At 60.5% G+C, this 24,291-nt stretch carries 24 protein-coding genes; 5 read left to right on the forward strand and 19 right to left on the reverse strand.

The window, feature by feature from the left end; translation table 11 throughout:
* Positions 1-7: 7 nt before the first annotated feature.
* From CHB75_RS04510 to pip, 4 genes are all read right to left on the reverse strand, one after another.
* Positions 8-1,681: an ABC transporter ATP-binding protein gene (locus CHB75_RS04510; RefSeq protein ID WP_089269345.1), complete on the reverse strand. Its 1,674-nt coding sequence runs from the start codon at positions 1,679-1,681 to the stop codon at positions 8-10.
* Positions 1,678-2,883 (reverse strand): ABC transporter permease, encoded by a 1,206-nt coding sequence (locus tag CHB75_RS04515; protein WP_089269346.1) that lies wholly within the window; start codon positions 2,881-2,883, stop codon positions 1,678-1,680. The genes CHB75_RS04510 and CHB75_RS04515 overlap by 4 nt, the downstream gene beginning before the upstream one ends.
* Positions 2,880-3,878 (reverse strand): ABC transporter permease, encoded by a 999-nt coding sequence (locus tag CHB75_RS04520; RefSeq protein ID WP_089269347.1) that lies wholly within the window; start codon positions 3,876-3,878, stop codon positions 2,880-2,882. The genes CHB75_RS04515 and CHB75_RS04520 overlap by 4 nt, the downstream gene beginning before the upstream one ends.
* A gap of 107 nt (positions 3,879-3,985) precedes the next feature.
* Positions 3,986-4,963, reverse strand: coding sequence for a prolyl aminopeptidase (pip, locus tag CHB75_RS04525; RefSeq protein ID WP_089269348.1), 978 nt, complete (start codon positions 4,961-4,963; stop codon positions 3,986-3,988).
* Between the two features lie 62 nt (positions 4,964-5,025).
* Here pip and ubiG point away from each other — a divergent pair, with 62 nt between their 5' ends.
* Positions 5,026-5,766: a bifunctional 2-polyprenyl-6-hydroxyphenol methylase/3-demethylubiquinol 3-O-methyltransferase UbiG gene (ubiG, locus tag CHB75_RS04530; RefSeq protein WP_089269349.1), complete on the forward strand. Its 741-nt coding sequence runs from the start codon at positions 5,026-5,028 to the stop codon at positions 5,764-5,766.
* 117 nt (positions 5,767-5,883) lie between these two features.
* Here ubiG and CHB75_RS04535 read toward each other — a convergent pair whose 3' ends face one another.
* Genes CHB75_RS04535 through CHB75_RS04550 form a run of 4 tightly spaced genes read right to left on the reverse strand, consistent with a single transcriptional unit; the run spans position 5,884 to position 8,168 of the window.
* A complete protein-coding gene (locus tag CHB75_RS04535; RefSeq protein WP_089269350.1) occupies positions 5,884-6,321 on the reverse strand; it encodes a MarR family winged helix-turn-helix transcriptional regulator in 438 nt (145 codons plus the stop codon).
* On the reverse strand, positions 6,318-7,151 hold the full coding sequence (locus tag CHB75_RS04540; RefSeq protein ID WP_089269351.1) for a carbon-nitrogen hydrolase family protein: 834 nt from the start codon (positions 7,149-7,151) through the stop codon (positions 6,318-6,320). The genes CHB75_RS04535 and CHB75_RS04540 overlap by 4 nt, the downstream gene beginning before the upstream one ends.
* Positions 7,151-7,408 (reverse strand): glutaredoxin 3, encoded by a 258-nt coding sequence (grxC, locus tag CHB75_RS04545; RefSeq protein ID WP_089269352.1) that lies wholly within the window; start codon positions 7,406-7,408, stop codon positions 7,151-7,153. The genes CHB75_RS04540 and grxC overlap by 1 nt, the downstream gene beginning before the upstream one ends.
* A gap of 31 nt (positions 7,409-7,439) precedes the next feature.
* Positions 7,440-8,168, reverse strand: a complete 729-nt coding sequence (locus CHB75_RS04550; protein ID WP_245840710.1) for a ComF family protein — start codon at positions 8,166-8,168, stop codon at positions 7,440-7,442.
* Positions 8,169-8,182: 14 nt separating this feature from the next.
* On the opposite strand from CHB75_RS04550, the gene CHB75_RS04555 reads away from it, so the two are divergent.
* Together CHB75_RS04555 and hemH are read left to right on the forward strand one after the other, a co-directional pair.
* A complete protein-coding gene (locus CHB75_RS04555; RefSeq protein WP_089269353.1) occupies positions 8,183-9,004 on the forward strand; it encodes a methyltransferase domain-containing protein in 822 nt (273 codons plus the stop codon).
* Positions 9,005-9,060: 56 nt separating this feature from the next.
* Entirely contained in the window at positions 9,061-10,122 is a 1,062-nt protein-coding gene (gene hemH, locus CHB75_RS04560; protein ID WP_089269354.1) for a ferrochelatase, read from the forward strand.
* A gap of 299 nt (positions 10,123-10,421) precedes the next feature.
* Here the strand turns inward: hemH and CHB75_RS04565 are convergent, their stop codons facing one another.
* Both CHB75_RS04565 and CHB75_RS04570 read right to left on the reverse strand, forming a co-directional pair.
* Positions 10,422-10,619 (reverse strand): ferrochelatase, encoded by a 198-nt coding sequence (locus CHB75_RS04565; protein WP_089269355.1) that lies wholly within the window; start codon positions 10,617-10,619, stop codon positions 10,422-10,424.
* A gap of 151 nt (positions 10,620-10,770) precedes the next feature.
* Complete coding sequence (locus CHB75_RS04570; protein ID WP_089269356.1) at positions 10,771-11,373, reverse strand: L,D-transpeptidase; 603 nt, start codon at positions 11,371-11,373, stop codon at positions 10,771-10,773.
* Positions 11,374-11,539: 166 nt separating this feature from the next.
* Between CHB75_RS04570 and dalA the strand changes: the two genes are divergently transcribed.
* A complete protein-coding gene (dalA, locus tag CHB75_RS04575) occupies positions 11,540-12,091 on the forward strand; it encodes a divisome-associated lipoprotein DalA (RefSeq protein WP_089269357.1) in 552 nt (183 codons plus the stop codon).
* Between the two features lie 54 nt (positions 12,092-12,145).
* On the opposite strand, the gene CHB75_RS04580 is transcribed toward dalA, so the two are convergent.
* From CHB75_RS04580 to hslO, 8 genes are all read right to left on the reverse strand, one after another.
* Positions 12,146-12,643: a L,D-transpeptidase family protein gene (locus tag CHB75_RS04580; protein WP_089269358.1), complete on the reverse strand. Its 498-nt coding sequence runs from the start codon at positions 12,641-12,643 to the stop codon at positions 12,146-12,148.
* A gap of 93 nt (positions 12,644-12,736) precedes the next feature.
* Positions 12,737-13,954 (reverse strand): class I SAM-dependent RNA methyltransferase, encoded by a 1,218-nt coding sequence (locus CHB75_RS04585; protein ID WP_089269359.1) that lies wholly within the window; start codon positions 13,952-13,954, stop codon positions 12,737-12,739.
* Between the two features lie 123 nt (positions 13,955-14,077).
* Positions 14,078-15,925 carry an ABC transporter ATP-binding protein gene (locus tag CHB75_RS04590; RefSeq protein WP_089269360.1) on the reverse strand — a complete coding sequence of 616 codons (1,848 nt, stop codon included), beginning with the start codon at positions 15,923-15,925 and terminating at the stop codon, positions 14,078-14,080.
* The gene (locus CHB75_RS04595) at positions 15,922-17,763 is read right to left on the reverse strand and encodes an ABC transporter ATP-binding protein (protein WP_089269361.1); all 1,842 of its coding nucleotides are present in this window, start codon (positions 17,761-17,763) and stop codon (positions 15,922-15,924) included. The genes CHB75_RS04590 and CHB75_RS04595 overlap by 4 nt, the downstream gene beginning before the upstream one ends.
* Positions 17,760-19,604 carry an ABC transporter ATP-binding protein gene (locus tag CHB75_RS04600; protein WP_089269362.1) on the reverse strand — a complete coding sequence of 615 codons (1,845 nt, stop codon included), beginning with the start codon at positions 19,602-19,604 and terminating at the stop codon, positions 17,760-17,762. Before CHB75_RS04600 ends, CHB75_RS04595 begins: the two co-directional genes overlap by 4 nt.
* A 146-nt stretch (positions 19,605-19,750) precedes the next feature.
* Positions 19,751-20,905 (reverse strand): CCA tRNA nucleotidyltransferase, encoded by a 1,155-nt coding sequence (locus CHB75_RS04605; protein ID WP_245840712.1) that lies wholly within the window; start codon positions 20,903-20,905, stop codon positions 19,751-19,753.
* Positions 20,902-21,498 (reverse strand): CoA pyrophosphatase, encoded by a 597-nt coding sequence (locus CHB75_RS04610; RefSeq protein WP_089269363.1) that lies wholly within the window; start codon positions 21,496-21,498, stop codon positions 20,902-20,904. Before CHB75_RS04610 ends, CHB75_RS04605 begins: the two co-directional genes overlap by 4 nt.
* On the reverse strand, positions 21,491-22,492 hold the full coding sequence (hslO, locus tag CHB75_RS04615) for an Hsp33 family molecular chaperone HslO (RefSeq protein WP_089269364.1): 1,002 nt from the start codon (positions 22,490-22,492) through the stop codon (positions 21,491-21,493). The genes CHB75_RS04610 and hslO overlap by 8 nt, the downstream gene beginning before the upstream one ends.
* A 77-nt stretch (positions 22,493-22,569) precedes the next feature.
* On the opposite strand from hslO, the gene CHB75_RS04620 reads away from it, so the two are divergent.
* Positions 22,570-23,004, forward strand: coding sequence for an NUDIX hydrolase (locus CHB75_RS04620; RefSeq protein ID WP_089269365.1), 435 nt, complete (start codon positions 22,570-22,572; stop codon positions 23,002-23,004).
* Here CHB75_RS04620 and CHB75_RS04625 read toward each other — a convergent pair.
* Positions 22,995-24,269, reverse strand: a complete 1,275-nt coding sequence (locus CHB75_RS04625) for a PP2C family protein-serine/threonine phosphatase (RefSeq protein WP_245840714.1) — start codon at positions 24,267-24,269, stop codon at positions 22,995-22,997. The genes CHB75_RS04620 and CHB75_RS04625 overlap by 10 nt on opposite strands.
* Positions 24,270-24,291 lie beyond the last annotated feature (22 nt).

A 24,291-nucleotide genomic window follows, 5' to 3' on the forward strand; every position in this document is an offset into this window, starting at 1 on the left:
CGTTTTTTTAGCAACCCTTGGACTGGGTTCCATTATAGCTCATCTTGTTCACAGCCGCATCGCCGATGTTGTCGATGCCACGCTCTGCAAGAAGTGTACTCAGCCAATCCGGATCCATCTCGGGAACCGAACTCAGCAGAAGATCCGTGTATGGATGATGCGGAGGCTGGAACATCTGCGCCTTCGGCCCCTGTTCAACAACCTCGCCATCCTTCATCACCACCACTTCGTCCGCGATCGATTTCACGGTGGCCAGATCGTGGGTGATGAACATGTAGCTCAGGTGAAGTTCGTCCTGAAGACGCGCCAAAAGCTTGAGGATACCCTCGGCTACCAGCTGGTCCAGTGCCGATGTCACCTCGTCGCAGATGATGAATTTCGGCTCTGCCGCCAGTGCGCGGGCGATGCCGATCCGCTGTTTTTGCCCACCGGACAGCTCCGATGGCAGCCGGTCGATATACTGATCAGCCGGCAATTCGATTTCGTCCAGAAGTTCCTCGACCCGGCGACGTTTTTCGCGCCCTTTAAGGCCCATGTAGAATTCTACCGGGCGACCGATGATCTCGCCAATTGTCTTGCGCGGGTTCAGCGCGGTATCCGCCATCTGATAGATCATCTGCGCCTGACGCAGTTGCGCCTTGTTACGCTTGCGGTAATCGGCAGGAAGCGCGACGCCATCGAACTCTATCACACCTTGGCGTGGCGGCAGCAGGCCGGTGATGCAGCGTGCTGTCGTGGATTTACCCGACCCGGATTCGCCGACCACCGCGACCGTGCGCCCCTCGTGAATGTCGAAACTCACCTCGTTCAGGACATCGACCTTACCATAGGCTGCCGTCACGCCCTGCACTGACACAACCGGGGTTGCCGAGGTATGAACCGCAGGCTTTGCCGGGCGGACAAAATCGCGCACGGCCCAGAGGCTCTTGGTGTAATCCTCTTTTGGACTGCTCAGCATGGTGCGGGTGTCGGCGGTTTCAACCTCGTCACCCTTTAGCAGGACCTTGATGCGGTCGGCCATCTGCGCGACCACAGCCAGATCATGGGTGATATAGATCGCAGCAGTGCCGAACTGTTCGACGATGTCGCGAATGCTGGCCAGCACCTCGATCTGGGTGGTGACGTCCAACGCCGTGGTCGGTTCGTCAAAGATGATCAGGTCCGGTCGACAGGACATGGCCATCGCCGTCATAGCGCGCTGCAACTGTCCGCCGCTGACCTGATGCGGATAGCGAAAGCCGATCTGTTCGGGATCCGGCAGGCGCAACTTGGCATAAAGCTCCATCGCGTCCCGTTCGCTCTCGCTTTTGGACATGACGCCGTGCTGGACCGGGCCTTCGGTATGTTGATCGATGATCCTGTGTGCAGGGTTGAACGATGCCGCTGCGGACTGCGCCACATAGGCGATGCGTTTGCCCAGCAGGGCGCGTTTTTTCGCAGCTGACGCCTTTAGCAAATCGATCCCCTCGAATTCCACAGAGCCCTTGGAAATCCGCACGCCGTCCCGGCAGAACCCCATCGCAGCCAGACCCATGGTGGATTTACCCGCGCCGGATTCACCGATCAGCCCCAGCACCTCGCCCTTGTCCAGATGCAGGTCGATGCCGTTGATGATCGGGTTCCAGGATTCGTCCGAACGACCCTCGATCCAGACGTCTTTCATGGTCAGCAGGCGGCTCATTCCTTTAACCCCGACGATCTGTGCAACATCCAGTCAACGACAAAATTGACAGCCACCGTCAGCAGCGCAATCGCGCCTGCGGCCAATAGGGGCGCAGATGCGACCTGCGGCGCGAAAGCGGCGAAGTTGATGAATTGCGCCAGATCGCGCACCATCGTGCCCCAGTCGGCCAGCGGTGGCTGGATACCGACGCCCAGAAAGGACAGCGAGGCAATCGTCAGGAAGACAAAGCAGAACCGCAGGCCGAACTCGGCCAGCAGAGGCGAGATGGCGTTTGGCAGGATCTCTTTGAAGATCAGATAGAACAGGCCTTCGCCGCGCAGTTTGGCGGCCTCGATATAGTCCATCACCACGATATTCGCACCCACTGCCCGCGCAAGCCGGAACACCCGGGTCGAGTCAATCACCGCGATGATGACCACCATATAGAATGTCAGAAGACCCTTTTCGGACCCGGCCCAGGCGCTGGCGATTGTCATCAGAAGCAGTGCAAAGATCAGGGACGGAATCGCCATCAGCACATCCACCCCACGGCTAAGCACCTGATCAAGCCAGCCGCCCAGCGTTGCCGCCAGAAAGCCAAGTGTGCCCCCCAGAACGAACGCCAGACAGGTCGTGGCAAAGGCGATGCCCACAGTGTTCTGCGCGCCATAGATCAAACGGCTTAGGATATCGCGGCCGATCTGGTCGGTGCCCAGCGGATAGGCCGGGTTGCCCCCCATGGCCGGATCACCGCCGGGGGCGATATTCGCCGCTGCCCCCTGAATGATCTGCTCCTGCCCATAGGGCGCAAGCACCCCGGCAAAAATGGCCAAAAGTGCGTAGATGAGGATCGTCAGCAGGCCAAAACTGGCCGTCAGCGGCATCTGGCGGAACAGCTTTTTCGTGCCCTGCGTGCCGACGGACCGCCCAAGCAGGCGGAACAGCCAGGCAGCGATGGCGAACAGGATGAACGCGTCGATCGCGCGGCGGAAGAAGAAGTACTTGTTCACCTCGGGCGCTTCCAGCGTGCGGGCAAGGTAATAGGACCAGACGATCCACACCAGAACCACGGCACCCAGCGCATAGCCAAAGGCAATGCTCAGCGGCATGTCGCGAAAGAACGGCTTGCCGTGAGTGATCTTTTCCCCGGCAAACTGAAACAGCCAGCCTGCGGCCAGACAGCCCAGAAGAACGCCCATGATCTCCAGCCAGAAACTCATTTCGGGTGCCTCAGGCGCGGATTCGAGATGATCGACATGATGTCCGCCGTCAGATTGAGAAGGATATAGGCACCCGCAAAGATCAGGCAGCAGGCCTGTACGACAGGGATGTCCCGGATTTTGACCGAGTCCACGAAGAGCTGGCCGATGCCGGGATAGACAAACACGACTTCGACCACGACGACACCGGTGATAAGATAAGCAAGGTTCAGCGCGATCACGTTGATGATTGGCGCCAGCGCGTTGGGCAGCGCGTGGCGGACGATAACCCGCATCGGGCTAAGGCCTTTGAGACGCGCCATTTCGATATAGGGGCTGGCCAGCAGGTTGATGATTGCGGCCCGGGTCATCCGCATCATGTGCGCGGTCACCACAAGCGTCAGCGTCAACGCCGGCAGCAGCGTTTTTTCAAGCCGCTCGCCAAAGCCCATGCCCTGATAGATATTGGACAGGCTCGGAAGCCAGGGGTTCAGCACCGCAAGAAACAGGATCAGGATATAGGCGAGGAAAAATTCCGGACTGCTGATCGAGGACAGGGTGAAGATGTTGGTAAACTTGTCGAAAACCGAGTTGCGGTAGAGGGCGGCAAGAATGCCCAACACCACCGAAAATGGCACCGCGATCAGCGCAGTCACTCCCGCCAGAAACATCGTGTTCCAGAACCGGGGCGCGATCTGCGTGGCGACCGAAGCCGTGTTGCCTCCGCTGTCCGCGCCGACGAAGCTGGCAAAGTTCGCCTGAGCAAAGGAATTGCCAAGGTCGCCCTGAAGCGCTCCGGCAAGCCACTGGAAATACCGGGCAACAGGTGGCTGGTCGAGTCCGAGGTCGCGACGGATGGCCTCTACCGCATCGGGCGTCGCCCCCTGCCCCAGAATGGCCTGGGCAAAATCCCCCGGCAGCATGTTCACCGCAGCAAAGATAAGGATGGACACAACGAACAGCGTCAGAACCCCAAGGGCCAGTCGCTGCAGAATGATTTTGAGAACAGTGGACAAGGAAGCGCCAGTTCAGTTTTTTATTTAAGTGCTTACGTTAACGTTTGGATCCCGGGTGTAAACACATCTTTGCCAATTCACTCTGCCAGCGCGAAAGTTGACACCGATCAGCCTTCTACCCCGGCAATCTGATCCATCGCCCGCACAAGTTCCGCACTGATCCCGGGCTCTGACAGGGCGTGACCAGCGTTGCGGATCATCCGCAGATCGCTATTGGGCCAAAGCTTCGCCAGATTCCACGCCCGCGTCGGCGGACAGATCATGTCATATCGGCCCTGCACGATAACGCCCGGAATGTGGGCAATCCGATCGATATTCTTCAGAATCCAGCCGTCGGTCTCAAGAAATCCGGAGTTGGTGAAATAGTGATTCTCAAGCCGTGCAAAGGCGCGGGCGTATTCGCCGGGGGCCTCGCCCCCCTGTCCGCTGGAATAGACGCTGGCCAGCGCATTTTCCCAGCTCGACCAAGCTTTGGCGAATTTCGTTTCCGTCTGCAGATCCCCGGAAAACAGTCTCCTGTTATAAGCCCCGATCATGTCGCCACGCTCATCCTCGGGGATCAGGTCCTCGAACCGCGCCCATGGCTCTGGCCAGAACAGCCCAGCGCCCCCTCCATAAAACCAGTCAAGCTCGGCCTGCGTCATCAGGAAAACGCCGCGCAGCACCAGCTGGCGCACATGTTCGGGATGGCTCAGCGCATAGATCAACGCCAGCGTCGCCCCCCAGCTGCCGCCAAAGACGATGAATTGCTCGACTCCCAGTGCCGCTCGGATCTTTTCGATATCGGCGACCAGATGCCAGGTGGTGTTGTCGTTGATACTTGCATGCGGGCGCGACCGCCCACAGCCGCGCTGATCGAACAGGACCACGCGAAAGATGCGCGGATCGAAATACCGCCGCATCGCCGGACTGCACCCGCCTCCGGGGCCCCCATGCAGGACAATTACGGGTATGCCCTGCGGGTTGCCGCATTGCTCTACATAGATGGTATGCCCGTCCCCTACATCCATCATACGCTGGTCAAACGGATCAAGCGGGGGATAGAGATACTGCACTGCGCGTTTTTGGCCCAAGTCTTTATCCATGAGAGATATATATTGGACAGGAACGCCAAAATGCCACCGGAAAAGGATGGGAAATTCCCCAGATGACTACCAACACCGTAGATCCGTCCGAGATTGCCAAATTTACCGCCATGGCCGCCGAATGGTGGGACCCAAACGGCAAGTTCAAACCATTGCACATGCTCAACCCCTGCCGGTTGGATTATATAACCCGCCAGATCGCAGCCGAATATGACCGCGATCTGGCGGCGTCCATGCCCTTTGAAGGCCTGCGCATTCTCGACATCGGCTGCGGCGGCGGGCTGCTCTGCGAACCCATGGCCCGACTTGGCGCCACGGTGGTGGGCGTTGATGCGGCCGAACGGAATATCCCCGTCGCCCAGGCCCATGCCGCCCAATCCGGCCTAACCATCGATTACCGCTTCACCACCGCAGAAGCGCTGGCCGCTACGGGCGAGAGTTTCGATGTGGTACTGAACATGGAAGTTGTTGAACACGTGGCCGACCCGCTGGGTTATCTCACCGCATGCCAGCAACTTCTCAAACCGGGCGGTCTGCACATCTGTTCGACCCTCAACCGCAACGCCAAAAGCTTTGCGATGGCGATTGTTGGCGCAGAACACATCATGCGATGGCTCCCCAAGGGTACCCACGAATGGTCAAAATTCATCACACCCGACGAACTTTTCGATCTGCTGGGCCGCGCAGGCCTTGACCCTGTCGACCGCAAGGGTTTCCAGTTCAACCCCCTGACCTGGGGCTGGAAAATATCCGACCGCGACCTGAGCGTGAATTATGTCACTACTGCTCTCAAACCTACCTGAGGCTCTTATTTCGTCGGCCACCCGATATCTGGACAGATGAAGACAGGATTACTCCCGCGCTTCATCTGTCCATGAATACTCGGCGGGCAGAGCCCCCAGTTCCGTCACTATGGCTGGTCACTCGTTCTCAAGTTTAGTGCGCAGCTCCCGCAGGACCGGCAAGGCGGCACGCACCTTTGCTTCGCCAAGCTCTGACACCATCTCGTTGATCAGCGGGGTGATCGCATCAAGCGCCGCATCCCGCGCCTGAGCCCCTGCGGGGCTGATGGAAACCATCTTGCGGCGAGCATCGTCCCAGTCCGGCCGGATGTGAATATATCCGGAATTTTCAAGTTTGGTCAGAGTGTTCGTCATGGCACCGCGAGTCACGTGAAAGCTGCGGGCCAGCTGTGCCGGACTACGCTCTGCGCCACCCCGGGCCAGATGATTGAGCACCGAAAAATGTGAAATTTCCATGCGGTTCGGCAGAACTCGCGTCAGCCGGTTGCGCAGCAACTGGTCCGCCGTCAAAAGTTCGCTGAACAACGATATGGCCAGGGCGTTGCTATCGCTCATGCGGGCCCCGTGAACGTTCTGCCATGTTCCAGCGATGGTATTTGTCGGCGGGCGGTCCGTACCTGCTCAAGATCCAGATCGACGATAAAGACCCCAGCTTCGCTGCCTGCGTCCAGCAGGATCTCTCCCCAAGGAGAAATCACCATCGAGTGGCCATATGTTGTCCGCGATCGGCCACGAGCAGCCTCATGTTGACCAACCTGCGCAGGGGCCAGCACGTAGCATCCGGTCTCAATAGCCCTTGCACGCAGCAGCGGCTCCCAGTGGGCGGGCCCGGTTATGTTGGAAAAGGCGGCGGGCACTGCAAGGATATCCGCCCCCCCCTGCGCCAGCGCGCGGTACAGATATGGAAAGCGTAGATCATAGCAGATCGAAAACCCAATCCGCCCCATGCCCGTATCGGCCACGACAGCCTTGTCGCCGGGCGTATATCCTGATGATTCGCGGTAAGTTTCGGCTTCGGATACCTGCACGTCGAACATGTGCATCTTGTCATAGCGCGCCGCCACCGCGCCATCCGGCCCGATCAGGACCGAACGATTGGCGAATCGCTCTTCTGGTGGCTCTGATTTGAGTGTCAGCGATCCCAGCAGAAGCCAGATGCCCAGATCTGCCGCCTCCTGACGCATGGCGGACAGCGTCTGATCATCGGATTCACGCTGTAACACGGCGTTCTGATGCCTTCGGCTGGCCGAGACGCAGTTGGTCACCTCTGGCGTCAGTATGAATTGGGCACCGTCCGCAACCGCCTGACGGACCATGGTCCGGACCATTTCAACGTTCCGCTCCGGATCGTCAGACGAGGTGATTTGAAGCAGCGCTGTCCGCATCAAGCGTTCAGAAGCGAATCGAGCTTGCCCGCACGATCCAGCGCATGCAGTTCATCACACCCACCAACATGGACGCCACCCACAAAGATCTGCGGCACAGTGCGCGCGCCATGGGCCCTCTGGATCATTTCGGGCTTGCGGTCGGGGTTGGCCAACACGTCAACCTCGGAAAAGCTCACGCCTTTCTGGCTAAGAAGACGCTTGGCTGCGTGGCAATAGCCGCAGAGAGGCGACGTATAGATTTCTACGGTTTGCATGGACACCATCCTTTTTTTCCTTGTCAGGGATTTAAGCATCCTTTGCAACGCGTGCCAGTACAGTGACGCAAACCTCCTTTGCACCTGCAGCAAGACAGACCTCTGCGGCAGCCGCGAGCGTGGCCCCCGAGGTCAACACATCATCGACCAGAAGCACGCTCCGCCCCACCAGAAGATGCGCCCGTTTCCTATGCACGGACAGGGCATTTGAGAGGGTCGCAAACCGTTCATCGCGGGATTTGCCGTCCAAAGAAGGCGTGTAGGTCGTGCGGATCAGCGCATCGGGACAGCACGGCAGATTGGTCTGCCGTGCCAGTGCCTGCGCCAGAAGGGCCGACTGGTTGAAACGGCGTTGCAGTAAACGGTAAAAATGCAGGGGAATCGGCACGACAAGCATATCAGGTGAAAGGATTGGCTGCGTGGCCCGCGCCATCCAGAGCGACGCCGAAGGCACAATGTCGTGCCGGTCCCCGTGTTTTAGGGCCAGCACCAGTTTGCGACCCGCATCGCGGTAGGTCAGCGCTGCACGGCCATGCGACCAGGGGCGCGCCGTGGTCAGGCAATCATCACAGTGTTCGATCCCGTCCGAGGTACCGGGCAGAGGCACTCCGCAGAGATCGCACACCAGACCTGAAATAAATGGCGTGTCCCGCCAGCAACTGCCACAGAGGCCAAAATCGCTTTCGACCAAGCCGCCGCAGACAAGGCAGCGCGGCGGATAGATCATCTGAACCGCTGTTTGCAACCGCTCCGTCAGCATCGTATTTACCCTCCATGCACAATCCACTGCCTCTGACAGACCGTTCCGCCCTTCAGCGCCATCGTGCGCGCGCACTGCATAACTCTGCGCTGTTTCTGCACGAAGCTGCTCTTGAGGATGTTCAGGATCGGATTGGAATGGTTAACAAAATCTTTACGAACCCCGCGATCGTGACTGCCTTTCCCGACGTCTGGCGCAAGCTCTGGCCCGATGCTGTTTTTGTAGACGATTCGGACGTTCTTGCTCTTAAGGAAGGCGCTCATGACCTGGTGGTACATTGTCTTGGCCTGCACTGGGCAAACGACCCCGTTGGACAACTGATCCAGTGCCGAAGGGCGCTGCAACCCGATGGGCTTAGCCTGACCCTTTGCTTTGGCGGACAGACCCTGCACGAGTTGCGCAGCGTTCTGGGCCAGGCAGAGATCGACGTGACCGGGGGACTGTCGCCGCGCGTGGCGCCGATGGGAGAAATCCGGGATCTGGGGGCTCTGCTGCAACGTGCCGGGCTGGCGCTGCCCGTGGCGGATTCGGTGCAGCTGAAGGCTAGCTATGGATCCGCGCTGAATCTGATGCACGACCTGCGCGCGATGGGCGAAACCAATGCCATGACGGCGCGGCTACGCAAACCGACGCGCCGTGCGGTGCTGCTGCGGGCCGCCGAACTCTATATGAAAACCTATGGTGACAACGACGGGCGCATCCCCGCAACATTCGAGATCATAACCCTGACGGGATGGGCCCCTGACGCCAGTCAGCCACAACCCCTGCGCCCGGGATCGGCCGCGGCCCGTCTGGCGGATGCACTTGGCACGCATGAAAAACCGCTGAAAGATTGACCTGCGCGCCAGAGACTATACTTACGCCAGATAAACAGACAGATCAGGACGCCATCATGCTGGACGCCACGCAAGCCGCAGTCAGACCCAAGCACGCGCCGACCGATCACCCGAAGATCGCCAACGGTAAGGTCGGTATTCTGGTGGCAAACCTCGGCACACCGGACAATTACGATTACTGGTCGATGCGGCGCTACCTGAACGAGTTTCTGTCGGACCGGCGGGTCATCGACTATTCACCCTGGCGCTGGCAGCCGCTGCTGCAACTGGTGATTTTGACCAAACGGCCGTTCAGCTCGGGCAAGAACTACAAATCGATCTGGAACGAAGAGGCGGGGGAAAGCCCGCTGATGACGATCACCAAGAATCAGACCCGCGCGCTGGCCGCCTCGATGCAAGAGCGGTACGGCGATCAGGTGATGGTCGACTTCTGCATGCGCTACGGCAATCCTTCGACCAAATCCAAGGTCCGCGAGATGGTCGAGGCAGGATGCCACAAGATTCTGTTCTTTCCGCTATATCCGCATTACGCCGGCGCAACATCCGCCACGGCCAATGACGAATTCTTTCGTGCGTTGATGAATGAGAAATGGCAGCCGACAGCGCGCACGGTCGACCCGTACTTTGAGCATCCCCAGTATATTGAGGCGCTGGCCCAGTCGATCGAGACGGCCTATGCCAAACTGGAAAAGAAGCCGGACATTCTGTGCTGCTCTTATCACGGAATGCCACTGCGCTACCTGATGGAAGGCGATCCCTATCACTGCCAATGCCAGAAGACGACGCGCCTGCTGCGCGAACGGCTGGGTTGGGCCGAGACCGAGATAAAGACCACCTTTCAGTCCAAATTCGGCCCCGAAGAGTGGCTGCAGCCCTATACCGTCGAAGAGGTGGCGCGGCTTGCCGCCGACGGCAAGAAAAACATTGCTGTCTGCGCACCCGCATTTTCAGCGGATTGCATCGAAACGTTGGAAGAGATCAACGAAGAGATCAAGGAAAGCTTTGAGCATGCGGGCGGCGAACAGTTCACCTATATCCCCTGCCTCAACGATGACCCGGCGCATATCCGCGCGCTGTCTCAGGTGATCGAGGAAAATCTTGGGGGCTGGCTGGAATGACAGTCATATAGCGGTTTGGCCGGAAGCCGCAGGGGTTCTTGGTGGTGATCGCTAACAGATCGCCCCGCCCCTGTGGACCGAGCCGCCTTTAAAGGTGGCGCATCTCACCTGATGATTCGGCCCGTTGGTCATAGCTCGCCCGATACTGTCATCACGGCAGATCGGGTGATGCGCCCTGATCCCTAGCCACGCACTGTGTGTTTCGTAGTGAGACAGAGTTGCGCGGTTCACACGCCTTACCAATAGAAAAAGGCGGCGCTTTCGCACCGCCCTTCGTTTTTTTCAACTGGCCGTAAGGCTTAGTTGCTGGATGCAACTGCTGCTGCCACGAGGGCGAGCAGGATCAGCGGAACCAGGATGCCCGAAGAGGACGACGCTTGCTGGGTCTCTTCAACGACCACAACAGGCTCCATCACAACGTCATCTTTTGCATACGAGCCGGCCATTGCGGAAGTGGCAGCACCGGTCATTGCAGCGGCGAGAGCGAGTTTCTTCATACTATCCTCCAGAAATTCGCCTGTAATCATCGCCCACGGGCAATATGACGACAGGCACCCAAGACTTACCTCGTGAGTCGATCTATGCCGCAAAACATTGGGATTGCAAACTCTTCTTGAGAAAGCTGATCACTCCAGATGGCGAATGTCGTCAAATTAGCAACACCTGCGTTCCGACCTCAGCCAATTGATAAAGCTCTTCAATATGCTGATTATACAGACCTATGCACCCGTTCGACGAACGACGCCCGATCTTGCGCGTGTCGTGGGTGCCGTGGATACGATAATATGTCCAGCTGAGGTGCATCGCCCGGGTACCAAGCGGGTTGTCCGGGCCGGGACCGACGTAATCCGGCCACTCAGGGTTGCGAATCTTCATCGATGGTGTCGGGCGCCAGTCAGGCTCGGGGTCCTTGAGCACGATGCTGGTCCGGCCCCGGCGGGTAAGATCATCGGTCAGGGGGACAGAGGTCGGATAAAGCTTGTAGGTCCGGCCATCCTCCGACCAGTAGTGCAGCGCACGGCTGGTGGTATCGACCAGAATCGCGCCTTTGCTCAGGTTGCTGAAATAAGGGTGCCAGTCCAGCGAGCGGAAGCTTGAGATGTTCCGGCGCACAGCGGCAGAAATGTCGCGCTCGATCTCGACCGTGCCCGCGCCGTTTACATCCTGCGCCAGCGCCGGTGTTCCCAGCATAGCGGCCGTGCCGGCCAGAAAGGCGCGGCGATTGAAACTCGGTTTTGCCGATTTCGTCATGTCATCGACTCCATTGTTACGGAAAACATGTGCTTGATAATATGACCTGAATGCCGCAGTCGCAAATCAAACCCCTGTCAGATGGCAGGCTCACGCCGATGTGGGTTTGATTAGCAACGCCCATCACGATAAGGCAGGACGGGACAATACTTCGGGTGACGAGCACATGACGCGGATTTCATTTCTTCTGATACCTCTTGCGCTGGCGCTTGCCGCCTGCGCACCTGCCCCGGTCGCGCCGACCATAGGGGCGGACGGAAGGCCCCTTCCCAAGGTCTACCGAATAAACAGCGCGGACGAAGCGCGGGTCGAATTCCGCATGCTGGACGCGGTGAATGCGCTGCGCGATGCATCAGGCGTACCGGCCTTGCAAATGAACGCGGCGCTGAACGCCGCCGCTGCGACCCATTCCCGGGATATGTCCGTGCAGAACCGGCCCTGGCATTTCGGCTCGGATGGCTCATCGCCGATCGAACGGGTGCAGCGCGTCGGCTACATCGGAATCATGCTTGGCGAAAACATCTCGGAAACTTACGAAACCGAGCTTGAGACGCTGGCCGCCTGGATGGAGACGCCAGCAACCCGCGACGTGATCCTTGACGAAAACGGCCGGGATCTGGGCTTTGCCTGGTTTCAGGAATCCAGTGGCAAGATCTGGTGGACGCTGATCGTTGGCGGCAACTCTGTGTCGACGCAGGCGGTGGGCTTCGGGTCCTGACCAGCGGGACCTGAACGGGCACGTCCCGATCAGGTCCAAATTGCGCCGCCGAACTCAGGGATTGATGCTGATCGGGGTCCCGTCGCGGACCATGGCGTAGACTTCCTCAATTTCCTCGTCGGTTACCGAAATACAGCCCCAGGTCCAGTCGCGCTGGCCGTTGCGGTATTGCTTGGGGCGTCCGTGGATAAAGATATCACCGCCCGGGCTTTTCCCGATTTCTTCGGCCAGCGCACGGTCCAAGTGATTCGGATACGAGACCCCAATCGACAGATGAAAGCGCGAATTCGGATTGCGCCGGTCAATGAGATACGTGCCTTCTGGCGTGCGCCCGTCGCCTTCGACCATCTTGTGGCCGGTCGGCGCAAAGCCCAGGCCGATGTCAAAGTCGCGCAGCACCTTGTCGTTATGTAGAAGGTACATCTTGCGCGCGCCCTTCTGGACGACGACATGTGTGACGGCAGGGCCGTTGTAGCTTTTGAATTTGCTGTCGGCGCACCCGGCCAGCGTCAGCGCCAGAAGCGCCAGAATCAGAAATCTGGAAAATCGCATGTTTTTTTGCCCGCTCGTTCTTTTTTCGGAACTATAGCGCGAAAACGGCCAGCAAAATAGCCTCGGAATCTATGATCACGCGTCGTTTACCAACTAGCGCAGCGACAGACTGGCGATGATTTCGACATGCGTGGACCAGCGGAACTGGTCGACAACCTGCACCCAGTCAAGGCTGTAGCCCGCCGCGATCAGGGCCGCGCTGTCACGCGCGAAGGTCACCGGGTTGCAGGAGACATACGCGATCTTTGGCACCCGGGACAGTGCGATCTGATCCACCTGCGCCTGCGCGCCTGCGCGCGGCGGGTCGATGACGACGGCCCCAAATTTTGCGAGCTCCTCAGGAATCAGCGGATTGCGAAACAGGTCGCGCCGCTCAACGCTTATGGGTTTTAACCCCTGCGCATTGCGCTTGCCTTCGTCCAGCGCCTTCAACATGGCGGCATCGCCTTCAACGGCGTGGACAGCGGCTGTCTGAGCCAGACGCAGCGCAAAAGTGCCGCAACCGGCAAACAGATCGACCACGCGGGCGGCACCTTGGGTGATCTCTTGCACGCCGGCCCAAAGCGCGGCCTCACCCTCGGGGGTGGCCTGCAAAAAGGCGCCGGGGGGCGTGACCACAAGCGCCTTGCCGATCCGCAAAGCGGGCGGTCGGCTAAGCAGGACAACCTCTCCATCCCAACTGATGCGGGGCAAGTCATGCTGTCGCGACAGGTCGCCCAGATCGGATTGCAGTTGCGCGTCCAGCGCCCGGCCGCCCTTGACCGAGATATCGAGCCCCCCGTCGGTGCGGGTGATCATGACCGACAGTTCGCCCTTGCGGCTACCGGCGAGGATGGCGAGCTGTTCGACCATCGGCAGAGCTGCGGCGATATCGGGATGCACCAAAAGACAATTGGGCACCGCGATCACCACATCCGAGGCTTTCATGTGGAACCCGGCCAGCGCGCCCTTTTTGGTGCGGCGCGCGGAAAAGCTGGCGCGGCGGCGGGTGCGGGTGGGCGACGTCACGGTTGGACGCAGATCCGTCTCAAGCCCATGGGCGTGAAGCGCCTGCCGCACGACGCCCTGCTTCCATTCAGCCACGAATGGGTCGCTGGCGTGCTGAAGTTGGCAGCCGCCGCAAGATTTGGCATGGGTACAGGGCGCTTTGATCCGGTCGGTCGAGGGCGTTATGATCCTGGGCGCGGCCATGATGCCGCCAATGATCTCGCCCGTGACCTCTTCGCCCGGGAGCGTTCCGGGAACGTAAACAGGACCGGGTGCAATTCCGTCGCCCTGATGGCCCAATCGTTCGATGTGCAATGTGTTCATGCCAGCCGTCTTGCCCCGTTTCGCGCGCAGCGTCGAGACCTTGAAATCATAGCTTTATGAAGACGCGCGGAATCAGGCCACTGGCCACGCCCGATTTGCGTCGCGCCCGCAGATTCACCCGCCTCACTCAGCCGCGTCCTGCGCACCCAGAAAGCCACCCGACTGCCGGTTCCAGAACCGCGCATAAAGACCCTTTTTGGTAAGCAGTTCTGTATGGCTGCCCATCTCGGCGATGCGGCCCTGTTCCAGCACGATGATCCGATCCATCTGCGCGATGGTCGACAGGCGATGCGCGATGGCGATCACTGTCTTGCCTTGCATAACCTGTGCAAGCGCGGCCTGAATTTCGGCCTCGACCTCGGAATCCAGTGCACTTGTCGCCTCGTCCAGCACCAGAACCGGAGCGTCCTTGAGGATGGCGCGGGCAAGTGCGATGCGCTGCCGTTGGCCGCCCGAAAGTTTCACGCCGCGTTCGCCCAGCCGCGCGCTATAGCCAGAGCGGCCGGTATGGTCCTGCAGCGTCAGGATGAAGTCATGGGCAGAAGCACGACGCGCGGCATCGAACACCTCTTCGTCCGTCGCGTCCGGTCGACCATAGCGGATGTTGTCCAGTGCCGAGCGGTTGAACATCGACGTTTCCTGCCGCACGACAGAAATGCGTTGGCGTAGGGCCTCTTGCGTCAAGTCACGGATATCGGTGCCGTCCAGCAGGATCCGGCCCTGCTCCACCTCGTATAGCCGCAGAAGCAACGAAACGATGGTCGATTTCCCGGCACCTGAAGCACCCACCAGGCCAATCTTTTCACCGGCACGGATGGTCAGCGAAAACTCCTTTAGCGCCGTGACCTTGCCACCATATGCAAACCGGATCCCGTCGAACTGGATGCCACCGGGGCCGGATGCGGATTGCGCCGCGTCTGGCCGGTCAGTGATCTCATGCGCGGGGGCAAGCGTGTCGATCCCATCCTGAATCTCGCCCAGGTTGGTAAAGATCGATATGGCGACGCGCCCGATGCGGTTGGTCAACTGGCTGAGCCGGGTCGACACCATCGCGGTCATCGCAATATCGCCTGGCGTCGCAGTGCCGGTTGTCCAAAGGTACAGCGCGCCGAGAATGCTGAACAGCGGCAGCATCCCGCCCAGCGTCATCAGCACCATCCGGAAACCTGACGACAGAACGCCGAAATCCAGCGCCTTGGCGCGGAAGATTTCAAGTTCGCGCAAGGTGGCGCGGTCCTCAAACGTGTTGTGGGCAAAAAGCTTGACCGCGGCGACGTTGGACAGGGTATCGACGATCTGCCCCGTCACCTGCGTACGCGCACCGGCGCGGGCCGCAGAACGCCGTTTGACGCGGGGAATGAAGTAACGCAGGGCAACAACGTAAAGACCGCCCCAGACCACGAAGATCAGCAACAGGCGGGTATCGATGCTGGCCATCAGCAGCAGCGAGCCGCCGAAAACGGCAAGTGAATAGATCCCGACATCGGCGACTTCGGTCACCACATCGGTTAGCGCACGCGACGTCTGCAGCGCCTTCTGGCTGATGCGGCCGGCAAAATCATTTTCGAAATACCGCATCGAATGGCCCAGCGTGTGCCGGTTGAGACGGCTGAGCACCAGCGGGAACAGATGTGGCCCCAGAAGAATGCTGGTGACGCCCGCATCGGCGGCGAACAGGATGGGGCGAACCACCAGAAAGAAGATGAGTCCGAACAGGATCAGCGGCCAGAAAGGGACCCAGAAACCCGCGTTCGCCCCTGAGGCCGTGCTGTCGATGATCCAGCCGGTAAAGGACGCAGCGACTAGCTCCGAAAGGCCCGCGATGAAGGTGACGGCCAGCGTCAGCGCAATGGCCTTTTCCGACCCGCTAAGCGCCCATCTGACGAAGGGCCAGAGCCGTTGTGGCGGCGGACCATCGGCGACAGCGAAAGGATCTATGAGACCCACAAACCACCGGTAAGCTGCGTTCATTGCGCCGCCTCGGTGCCGTCATCGTACCCGATGAACCCGCCCGACTGGCGGTTCCAGTAGCGCGCATAGAGGCCGTCCTTGGCGAGCAGGTCTGCATGGCTGCCAATCTCGACCAGACGGCCCTGATCCATCACGACTATCCGATCCATACTGCTCAGCGTTGACAGGCGGTGCGCGATGGCAAGCACGGTCTTGCCCTCCATCACCCGTTCGAGCGCGGTCTGGATCGAGGCTTCGACCTCGGAATCAAGCGCGCTTGTCGCCTCGTCCAGAATGAGGATCGGCGCGTCCTTCAGGATGGCACGGGCTAGGGCGATGCGCTGACGCTGGCCGCCGGACAGTTTGACACCGCGTTCGCCAAGGTGCGCATCGTACCCTGTGCGGCCCTTGTGATCCTGCATTTTCAGAATGAATTCATGTGCCTCGGCCTGTTGGGCGGCACGTTCGACATCGGCCTGTGTCGCGTCGGGGCGTCCATAGCGGATATTGTCCAGCGCCGAACGGTTGAACATCGCGGTTTCCTGCGTGACCAGACCGATATTGCGGCGCAGGCTTTCCTGCGTCACGTCGCGAATATCGGTGCCGTCGATCAGGATGCGGCCCTGTTCGGCATCGTAAAGACGCAACAGCAGCGCAACGAAGGTGGATTTCCCTGCGCCGGATGCACCGACGATGCCCAGCTTTTCACCCGGCGCGATTGAAAGGTTCAGGTGTTCGACCCCGCCCGATCTGCGACCGTAGGCGAACCCAAGATCATCCAGCGTGATCGCGCCCTGCTGGACCGTCAGTTCGGTCGCATCCGGTGCGTCAAGCAGGGTGTGCGCGGGCGTCAACGTGCGCATGCCGTCCTCGACCTCGCCCACATTGGCGTAAAGACCCATGAGCGTGAAACTGACCCAGCCGGTCATCTGCGCCAGCCGCAGCGCAACTGCGCCGGTCGCGGCGATGTCGCCGGCCGTGATAAGGCCAAGTGACCAGTACCACAGCGCGCCACCGACCAGCAGAACCGGCAACACACCGGCGATGGTCATCAGCCAGAACCGGAAGGTGACCGACAGGCGGCCAAAATCCAATGACGTGTCGCGAAAGGAATCCATCGCACCCAGCGCGGCGCGGTCCTCAAAATCGGCATGGGCGAAGAGCTTGACCGTCTTGATGTTGGTCACGGTGTCCACCACCTGCCCCGTCACCATCGCGCGCGCGCTGGCGCGACTTTTGGACAGGGACCGGATGCGCGGCATGAAATACCGGATCATCAGCAGATAGCCGACAATCCAGACCACAAGGCCTAGCGCAATCCGGATATCGACCGTGCCCAGCATCAGCACCGCGCCCGCCACCGACGCGAGGGCAAAGAGAACGGTTTGCACGATTTCGACTACTGAATCGGTCAGCGCGCGGGCGGTCTGCATTTCCTTTTGCGCGATGCGTCCAGCGAAATCGTCGTCAAAAAAGGTGACCGCCTGACCCAGCGTGTAGCGATGCAGCCGCGACAGGACGAGGTTGAAGACATTCGGCGCAACGACGATGGATTGCAGATACGAGTTCGCGCCAAAGATCAGCGGCCGCAGGACAAGGAAGAAAAGCAGCGAGAAGAGAAGGACACCGCTCTGGTCCGAAAATATCTGATCCGGGGCCGAGCCAAGCGCCGCATCCACGACTTTGCCGAGTATCAGGGCCGCCATCACTTCGACCACGCCGGCAAAGATGGAGACAACCGAAGCGACGCCCAGCGCCATTTCACTGCCCGCGAGGCTCCAGCGCATGAACGGCCAGAGACGGCGGGGCGGTGGGCCCTTTGCCCCGGCGAAGGGGTCAATCCAATCAGACGGTTTCATTCCGTAGCCTCGGTATCTGTGTCGAGGAACCCACCTGACTGGCGAGCCCAGAACCCTGCATATAGCCCGCCCTGCGCCAAAAGCGCGTCGTGGCTGCCCTGTTCAGCGATCCGGCCCTGATCCATGACCAGAATGCGGTCCAGATGGGCGATGGTGGACAGACGATGGGCGATGGCAATGACGGTCTTGCCCTCCATCATGCCATAAAGCGTGTCTTGAATCGCCGCCTCGACCTCGGAATCCAGTGCACTGGTCGCTTCGTCCAGCAGCAGGATCGGCGCGTTCTTGAGGATGACACGGGCAAGCGTGACGCGCTGGCGCTGGCCGCCGGACAGTTTCACGCCGCGTTCACCGACCAAAGCGTCATAGCCGGTATTCCCGTGGCTGTCGTGCAGACCCAGAATGAAATCATGCGCCTGCGCCTGTTTGGCGGCCTTTATAATCTCGGCCTCATCCGCATCGGTCCGACCATAGCGGATGTTATCGCGGACCGAGCGGTGCAAAAGAGCCGAGTCCTGCTGCACCATGCCGATCTGTCGGCGCAGGCTGTCCTGCGTCACCTGCGCAATGTCCTGTCCGTCGATCAGGATGCGGCCCTGTTCAGCGTCGTAGAACCGCAAAAGCAGTTTCACGAGGGTCGATTTGCCGCCACCGGACCGCCCGACAAGACCGATCTTTTCGCCCGGGTGGATGGTCAGCGATATGTTGTCCAGTCCGCCGACGTCGCGCCCGTAATGATGCGACAGGTTTTCAATCTTGATAGCTCCATTGGTGAGGGCAAGTGGCTTGGCCTTTGGTGCATCGGTCAGGGTGATGGGCTGAGCGATTGTTTCCATGCCCTCGGACACAACACCGAGTTCGCGAAAGAAACTGGTCAGCGCCCACATGATCCAGCCGGTCATGGCGTTCAGCCGCAATGTCAGGGCAGTGGCAGCGGCGACCGCACCGACGCTTGCCGTTCCCTGCATCCAGAGCACCAGCGCAACGCCGGTCACACCGACGACAAGCAGACCGTTCAGCATGACAAGCGTGACATCCATGATCGTGTAGATCCGCATTTCCGCCTGAAAGGTGGCGCGGGTCTGGTCGATCGCTTCCTTGGCATACCGGATTTCCTGATCGTGATGGGCGAACATCTTGACCGAATGGATGTTGGTGTAACTGTCCACCACGCGCCCTGTCACAAGGCTGCGCGCGTCAGAGGCGGCCTTGGATGCGGGGCCGACCCGGCGGATGGTCCAGGTCATCAGCGCGGCATATAGCGCGAACCACAACACAAGCGGGATCATCAGCCAGGGGTCTGCCTGTCCAAGCAGAAACATAGAGCCGGCGACATAGGCCAGTGAAAAGGTGATGGCATCGAAGATCTGGAACACGGCCTCGCCCGCGGCCGGCGGGGTCTGCATGATGCGATTGGCAATGCGGCCGGCAAAGTCGTTTTCGAACCAGCCGACGGATTGGCGCAGGACGTGCCGGTGCGACCGCCAGCGGAACAATGTCCCGATGTTGGGCATGATCGTGTTGTTGAGGATCAGCACATCCAGCGCCTGCAGCGCCGGACGTATCAGCAGGATGAACAGGGCCAGCAGGATCAGCGCGGTGCCGTGGCTGTCCCAGAACTGCGCGGGATCACCAGACAGGATATCGACGACCCAACCCATGGCCCAGATCAGCCAGAGTTCGACCAGCGCGACAACCACCGACATCACCGCTGCAAAGATAAAGACCCTGCGGAACGGGCGCACATAGTCCAGCATGAACGGCCACAACCGCGTCGGAGGCACGTTGGTTTCGGGATAGGCGGTGTAGGGGTCCACCAGATTTTCAAAGAACCGGAACACGGGCGGTTTCCTTCTGGGAGTCGGGATGGTGGGACCTTCCCCGATATCGCCGGGAATGGCCATGGTCGACGGACCGAAAAACTGTCCACATGTTGCCCGACCGTTATAGCCAGATTATAACCTGCGTCTCGGTGGGCGGCCGCTTTTCAGGGCTGATCGAGCAGATCCTGCCTGCTCAGCGAAAACCCGGAACCGATCCACAGGGTCTCCAGATGGGACAGCCTGGCCCCCAGTTCCGGGCCGGAAAAGGCAGGCATCAGATCCTGAGCCCGGACCGGAAACCGCTGTTGTGCGGCCAGCCGGACGGGGCCCAGCGTTTCGCCATTGAAAGGCTGCTCCAGGAGTGCTGCACGCAACAGCAGGATATCGCGAGCAGTCTCGAACCCGTGACGGTAACCGAGCTCCGCGGGAGACATGCCATTGCCTACGCCGTCGATCAGCAGCGTCAGGCGTTTCTGATCGGCGCGTGACAAGCGCAGGCTGGCCCCGTCGATCTGGCCCAGCGCAGCAAGGCGGCGCAGGGCGTCAGGCGCAGTGCCAATCTCAGCCTCAGCGTGGATCAGCAGGGGCAGCGCCCTGGCCGATGCACCGGGCAGAAGGCGGGTCAACACGCCGGTCTGCGCCATGGTGGCAACCGCTGGTGCGGGATCGGGGGCTGCCAGCAGCTTGGTCAGTTCGGACCCGATGCGTTCACGCGACAGCGCCGCGAGCCCATCGAGATTGTCGGCGATGGCAGCCAGAGCATCGGCATCAAAGCCGAGGGTGGGATCGCCGTACCAGGCGGTGAAGCGGAAAAAGCGCAGAATACGCAGGTAATCTTCGCGGATGCGGCGAACGGGATCTTCGATAAAGCGGATGCGGCGTGCGGCCAGATCCGGCAGGCCGTTCAGCGGGTCGATTACATTGCCATTTGCATCGGCATAGAGCGCGTTCACGGTAAAATCGCGGCGGCTTGCGTCCTCAATCAGGTCGTCGGAAAAGCGTACCGTCGCCCGACGGCCATCGGTGTCCACATCGGCGCGAAAGGTCGTGACTTCGTATCCGATGCCACCAGAAACGACCGTGACCGTGCCGTGATCAATGCCGGTGGGAATGGATTTAAGGCCCGCAGCCTTGGCGATGGCGATGACCTGATCGGGCCGCGCGTCGGTTGCAATATCCACATCGGCCACGGGCACATCCAGCAGCGCGTTGCGAACACAGCCGCCAACAGCATAGGCCTGAAAGCCCGCGCCGGTCAGGGCACCCATGACGGCCTGGGGCGCTACGGCGGTCAGCCAGTCGGCGGTGATGCGGTTCACGTGGTCATGCGATCAGCCAGCCCGCGCAGGATGCGCGCCGTCGCCCCCCAAATGTAATAGGGTCCGTAAGGCACCGTGAAATAATGCCGACGCTGACCACGCCAGCGTCGGTACTGGACGCTGAAGTTTGCCGGGTCGGTGACATGGGCAAAGGGTACGCGAAACACCTCTTCGACCTCTCCGGGTTCGGCCACCGGGGTAAAGGGCCCTGTGATCAGCCCGACAACGGGGGTCATCAGAAAGCTTGTCACCGTTTCGTGCGTCGGCAGTTGCCCCAAAAGGGTGACCTGATCGGTTTGCAGGCCAATCTCTTCGCGCGCCTCGCGCAGGGCGGCGGCCACGACGTCGGCGTCACCTTCGTCCTGCTTGCCGCCGGGAAAGGCGATCTGGCCGGGGTGATGACGCAGGGCCGAGGAGCGTTTGGTGAGGATGAGGTCGAGCCCCTGCGGCCCCTCGATCAGCGGCAAAAGCACCCCGGCGGCGCGCAGTTCGCGCCCTTTGGGCAGCACGGCACCGGGGTTGAGGTCAAAATCGGACGACGCGCCGCTGGTGCGGGCGAGTGCCTGCCGCAGCGCGTCGACTGGGTCAGCCATCAGAATTGCCTTCTGCCTCGAATCCCACGGATTTGGGATCGAGATCGTAATGCGCGCTGCAGAATTGGCAGTCAGCGGTCACGCGACCATCATCCGTGGTCATCTTTTCGATGTCCTTTGCGGAATAGATCGACAGGGACTGACGCACCTTTTCTTCGGAGCAGCTACAGCCGAAACGGACCGGCAGCGCGTCAAAGACACGGGGCTGTTCTTCGTGAAACAGCCGGACCAGAAGGTCTGTGGGCGGCAGTGTCGGGCCGATCAGTTCGATGTCTTCCACGGTGTCCAGAAGGATATTGACGCGGTTCCAGTTCTCTTCTTCGTCACCGTCGACAAGGTCTTTGGCTTGCAAAAGACCACCTGCGCCAGAGCCGCCTTCGCCCGGGAGCTCCTTGGCAAAGGGCGACGCCTTGGGCATGTGCTGCAACATCACGCCGCCAGCGCGCCAGTGCTCTGGCGTTCCCGGCTCGGTCGCGCGGCCAAAGCTGAGCGCAAAGCGGGTGGGCAGCTGTTCGGACTGGGCAAAATACGCCTCGGCGCAATGGGCCAGCGTATCGCCATGCAACGGGGTGATGCCCGAATAGGGTGTGGTGCCTTCGCCCTGATCCAGCAGCACGGCAAAATACCCTTCGCCCAACTGCTCCATCGGCGGACCATCGGTCAGGCGGTCGGCATCATAGCTGGCATAGGCGCGCATCCGCGCGGGGCTTCCATCCTCTTGCGCGGCATAGAAATCCGTGGCGATCATGCGCACCGGGCCATTGGTCTGAACCTGAAGCGACAGCTTCCAGCGCAGCTTGATCGTTTCACCGATCAGGGCGGTCAGCGTGGCCATTTCGGCCACCAGTGCCTCGACCACCTCGGGGTAGTCGTGTTGTTTCAGGATCCCGTCCAACACGCCGTCAAGACGCGCAACCCGGCCACGAATGTCCGAGCGGTCAAGCTGAAAGGGCAGGACTGTGTCGTCCCAGGCGAGTTTCATTCCGAGAGTCATGGGGTTTCCTTATCTGCCGCGAGTTGGCATATCGCCTCGATATAGGCACAACAAGGCCGAGTCCAAGGGGGTTGCCCATGACACGACGTTTCGGAGAGGCGCCCGAACCCGGTCGCCGTTACGTGCTGCGGCCCGGAGTTTATGCGATCTTGCCCCGGGATGGCGCGCTGCTGCTGACCCATCAGGCCGAGCCTGTGCCGGAATTTCAGCTGCCCGGCGGCGGTATTGATCCCGGTGAATCCCCGCTGCGTGCCCTGCACCGCGAGGTGTTCGAGGAAACCGGCTGGCGCATAGGTCAGGCGCGGCGTCTGGGTGTCTTGCGGCGGTTTACCTTCATGCCTGAATACGACCTTTGGGCGGAAAAGCTGTGCACGATCTATCTGGCCTTTCCTGTGCGCCATCTGGGCCCACCAAGCGAGCCGGGGCATCAGGCAGTCTGGATGGCCCCCGAGGTTGCCGCCCGCGAGTTGGGAAATCCCGGTGACCGGCATTTCGTTCGCCGCTACGGCTGAGCCACGTCAAATTCGAACAAGGCGGCGGAAACATCGTCCTGCATGCCCACATCGGTCGACATTTGCGCGCTGAGACGCCAGAAAAGATCATCGAGGAATTCAGGCCCATCCGCCGTATCACCGCATTCCTGGACCATCCGAAGAAAGCCTTCGTCGTCAAGCATGGTGCCGTCTTTCATCAGCGCCTCGGTAAATCCATCGGAATAGAGCAGTAGGCGATCACCGGACTGCATGACCAGATCCTGCCCTTCGTAACTGGCCTCTTCAACGAGTCCCACCGGGAGACCGCCGGTGCCCAGAAATTGCGCCCCGCCATCCGCGCGCAGCAACAACGGGGAAGGATGGCCGGCCTGAACCATCCGAACCTGCCCGGTTTTCAGGTTCGCGCTGAAGTACAGCATGGTCAGATACTCCGCGACGCCGGGGTCGGGCGCGAGCCGGTCATTCAGCAGGCGCGCCACATCTTCTGGTGCGCGCAGGCAAAAGCCGTCACCATCGCGTTCGAGCGCCAAATTCTGATCGGGATGTGCGCTACTGAGGTAGCCCGCGACACGGGCCGTGATCAGCGCCGACGTGATGCCATGACCCGAAACGTCGATACTGTAAGCACCAAGGTGATCGCTGCCGGCACTGAACATCCCCACCAGATCGCCACCGACATGGCCGCAGGGCTTTAGCAGCAGGCTCATCCTGGACGTGCCGAACTGGCCGACGCGGTGGGGAATCAACGCCTCTTGTATGCGGCGGGCCTGCTGCAGGTCGGCATCTATGGCGTCATAGACCGCCTGCAGTTTGGCCAGCGTTTCCGTGATCATGCGGTTCTTGTCGCTCAGCTCACGCTCCATCGACAGAACGCGGGCGCCGGCGTTGATGCGCGCGCGCAATTCTTCTGCGTTCACGGGTTTGGTCAGGAAGTCGTCAGCGCCGGCATCCAGCCCGTGCGCCACCGCGCGTTTTTCCGATTTCGACGTGAGCAGGATGAAATAGCCGTAGCCGTCTCTGGGGAGTTCACGGAACCGGCGGCAGAATTCAAGTCCGTCCATACCCGGCATCATCCAGTCCGACAACACCACGTCGGGCGGCAGACGGGCACATATTTCAAGCGCCGCTTCGCCGCTTTCGGCCTGCAACACCTCAAACCCCCAGCGTTTCAGCATGGAGGTCAGGATTCTGAGCTGCACGGCGCTGTCATCGACAACCAGCACGCGCTGCAAGGGGGCGGTCAGCGGTCCCTTCGCAACCAGCGAATTCGGCGAAGCATTCAAAACAGGATCCTTTCCGACAACG

The organism is Puniceibacterium sediminis (assembly GCF_900188035.1).
In the GTDB taxonomy this organism is placed as follows: domain Bacteria; phylum Pseudomonadota; class Alphaproteobacteria; order Rhodobacterales; family Rhodobacteraceae; genus Puniceibacterium; species Puniceibacterium sediminis.